The sequence below is a fragment of the Aminobacter sp. P4_H6_2 genome (assembly GCF_056400805.1).
Genome location: NZ_JBFUKO010000664.1, coordinates 1 through 2,831, shown reverse-complemented (window position 1 = coordinate 2,831; position 2,831 = coordinate 1). Strand labels below are relative to the sequence as shown.

Annotated in this window: 4 protein-coding genes and 1 tRNA gene; 3 read left to right on the top strand and 2 right to left on the bottom strand. The window is 58.9% G+C overall.

Features of this window, described 5'->3' with window-relative positions:
- Positions 1-68 precede the first annotated feature (68 nt).
- Together AC1DUU_RS28290 and AC1DUU_RS28285 are read left to right on the top strand one after the other, a co-directional pair.
- Positions 69-145 (top strand) — tRNA-Arg (locus AC1DUU_RS28290).
- A 64-nt stretch (positions 146-209) separates the two neighbouring features.
- Entirely contained in the window at positions 210-992 is a 783-nt protein-coding gene (locus tag AC1DUU_RS28285; RefSeq protein WP_476786660.1) for a hypothetical protein, read from the top strand.
- A gap of 156 nt (positions 993-1,148) precedes the next feature.
- Here AC1DUU_RS28285 and AC1DUU_RS28280 read toward each other — a convergent pair whose 3' ends face one another.
- Together AC1DUU_RS28280 and AC1DUU_RS28275 are read right to left on the bottom strand one after the other, a co-directional pair.
- On the bottom strand, positions 1,149-1,982 hold the full coding sequence (locus AC1DUU_RS28280) for an alpha/beta fold hydrolase (RefSeq protein ID WP_476786659.1): 834 nt from the start codon (positions 1,980-1,982) through the stop codon (positions 1,149-1,151).
- A 17-nt stretch (positions 1,983-1,999) separates the two neighbouring features.
- Positions 2,000-2,365, bottom strand: a complete 366-nt coding sequence (locus tag AC1DUU_RS28275) for a VOC family protein (RefSeq protein WP_476786658.1) — start codon at positions 2,363-2,365, stop codon at positions 2,000-2,002.
- Positions 2,366-2,489: 124 nt separating this feature from the next.
- On the opposite strand from AC1DUU_RS28275, the gene AC1DUU_RS28270 reads away from it, so the two are divergent.
- The coding region (locus AC1DUU_RS28270) for a TetR/AcrR family transcriptional regulator (RefSeq protein WP_476786657.1) at positions 2,490-2,831 on the top strand (342 nt) is incomplete at its 3' end.

Sequence of the window (2,831 nt, the reverse complement as noted above, 5' to 3'; positions counted from 1 at the left end):
CCGCTAGGTAGCGCCGGTCGCTGCGATCCATGGATCGAACGACCCGGCCWTTGTCGATGGCCTGATGCGCGCCCGTAGCTCAGCTGGATAGAGCACCAGACTACGAATCTGGGGGTCAGAGGTTCGAATCCTTTCGGGCGCGCCATTTTCTTCAAATGGTTCATAAAACATGAGTTACACGTGGCTTTGGCACTGCTGGGGCGCGCAAAATGACGATGTTGGTTGCTTCGATGGACCACAGTCCGCAAGAAATACCAAACGATCGCAGTATTTGGCACACCTCCGCCTTTTTGGTTTCTGTCAGCGCCGAACAGTGGGGCTGGGACGAGTATCTTGGTCCTCTGCTCAATCCACAAGGCAAGAGGTTGCGGAAGTGGACTGGAAAGAACCCTGATCGCTATCGCAGGGAGTTTCGTCGGCAGATTCCCCAGGTGCTCGCCAGTAGCAGTGTCTTTGGCTTAGCGCTCAGCGTCCAAGGTGGGACGGTCGTCGATTCCTTGGCTGAGTTGATCACCCAAATGGCTCTCGATGGGCACCTACATGTTTCGGGACAGGAGGTAACGGTCGCCGGCCTCGCGTCCGGACGAGACTTTACGATCTCAACGGTTCAAGCCGCGTACGTAATTTACCTCATTCATTTTATCTGTCGCATGCATGCGTTCATTCTCGAAAGCCTAAATGGAGATCAGGCTGAACCGTTGGTCACATGTGACTGGCAGATAAGTCCAGACAACTTTCCCAACGGGGTCAACGGACCCATGGCGACCCTATTTTCCATAGTAGCAAACAGTGCCGCTGCGCTTGGTCTGGTGCGCGGCAATCTCCGAGTCTCGACCCACCTACAGGGAGATCCGGGCGCTGAGGTCTGTGATAACTTAGCAGGGATGCTGAAAGACGATCTGTATTGCGGATCGAGCACTCTTGCATGCTTGGAGCGCCCGGCTATTGGCGGGTTCTACTGGGAGATCCACGACAAGTGTCAGGCTGACTAAGCGTCTTGATCAGCCGGGCGGCATGGCTGCCATGGACATCGAGCGCTGCTCCGCAGGCTCACCGTCGAAACGGCTACGCCGGCACTTCAGCTTTGATGCCTTAGGGCCATCCCTTCCGCGCTCGGCGCGCCATTTTCTTCACTGCCACATTAATTGTTAATCGCCGCCAAGCGCCTGATCCAGGGTTTTTGCGAAACCCTCGATGTGGGTGCCAAAGCCGCCGTGCCCGCCTGGGAAGATGACCGGCTCGACGCCTAGTTTCGCGGCCAGTGCCGCGCTTGTGCGCTGGGTGATCTGCCCGACGGACTCCTCGCCGATTCCGATCACGATACGGGGCTTGCCTGCGCGCAAGACAGCAACATCGGGATGATAGAGCGACAGCGGCATCAGCCCATGGGCGATGAAATATTCGAAATTCGCCTCCATCCTGCCGAAGGTTGCGATGTCTTCGGGTGAGGGGGCAAACTCTGGCGACGCGTCGCTTGGCTCGTCATCGAGGCCGGCCATCGCCATGAATTTCGCCATTGCCGGGCCCACGCCTTCGCGGCGATAAGTTTCGTAAATCTCCCTATCGGCCGCAATGGCCTCCGCTGGGTCATCGAGCATGACAAGGCATGGCGGTTCATGCGCCACCAGCACACGCACCCGTTCGGGATGCCGGGCCGCCAGGTTGAGCCCGATCTGGGCGCCACCGCTGTTGCCAAGCACATAGGCTGGCCCGTCACCCAGCGTCTCGATCAGCCGGGCGGCATCGTCGCCGTGAACATCAAGCTGCTGCTCCACGGGCTCGCTGTCGAAATGGCTGCGTGAGTTTCCGCGCGGATCATAGGCAATGACGGTGTAACGATCTGCAAGTTGGCGCGACAGGTCGGCGAAAACACCCGCATCGCTGGGGCCGCCGGCGATCGTCAGCAGCAAGGGGCCAGATCCCAAGACCTCGTAGTAGAGTTTCGCCCCAGGCACTTTCAGCGTCGATGATTTAGGGTTCATGACCTTCTCTCCCACGGTTATTCGCTGCCGAGCACCAGGCGATTGCCCTCGCTGTCGCGGAATTCGGCGACGATGCGACCGGGCTGCCAGGGTGCTTCCTGCGGTTCGCTGATGATCTCCACGCCTAGCGATTTGAGCCTCCCGACCGTCGCTGCGACGTCGTTCTCGACCAGCACCAGCACTGGCTCAGCCGAGGGTGCGTCGTCAGTGCGCCTGACGAAGTGCAGTGCTGTTTCAGCACCAGCAAATTTGAGCTCGATCCAGCGCCACCCGTCCTTGCCCATCGGCGCATCGGCTGCGACCTCGCAGCCGAAATGATCGACGTAAAACGCCTTGGCGCGGTCCTGGTCGAACACCGGCAGTTCGGCAAACTGAATGTGCATGGTTGGCTCTCCTGCAATCTGGTTTTGATGAAATGGACTGGACGGTCCAGTACCGATATTGCGCAAAACTAGACCGTCCAGTACTCTAAAGTCAATCTGAGTCTCGATTTCAACGGGCGGTTTCATGGCGGATGTGGCTTCACAGCAAAAACCCGATGGGCAGCGATCGACCCGCAAGCGCCAGGCAATCCTGGCGGCCGCGACCGAGGTCTTTCTGAAAAGCGGCTATCTCGGCACCAACATGGACGAGATCGCGGCCCTGTCTGAGGTGTCGAAGCAGACAGTCTACAAGCACTTTGCCAGCAAGGAGGCGCTGTTCATCGAGATCGTCACCAGCATGAGTGGTGCAGCCGGTGACCGTGTTCATGACCAGGTCCCCGATTTCGACGCCAGCGGCGATCTGGCCGCCTATCTCTACGACTATGCCGAGCGCCAGCTGATGGTGGTGCTGACACCACGCTTGATG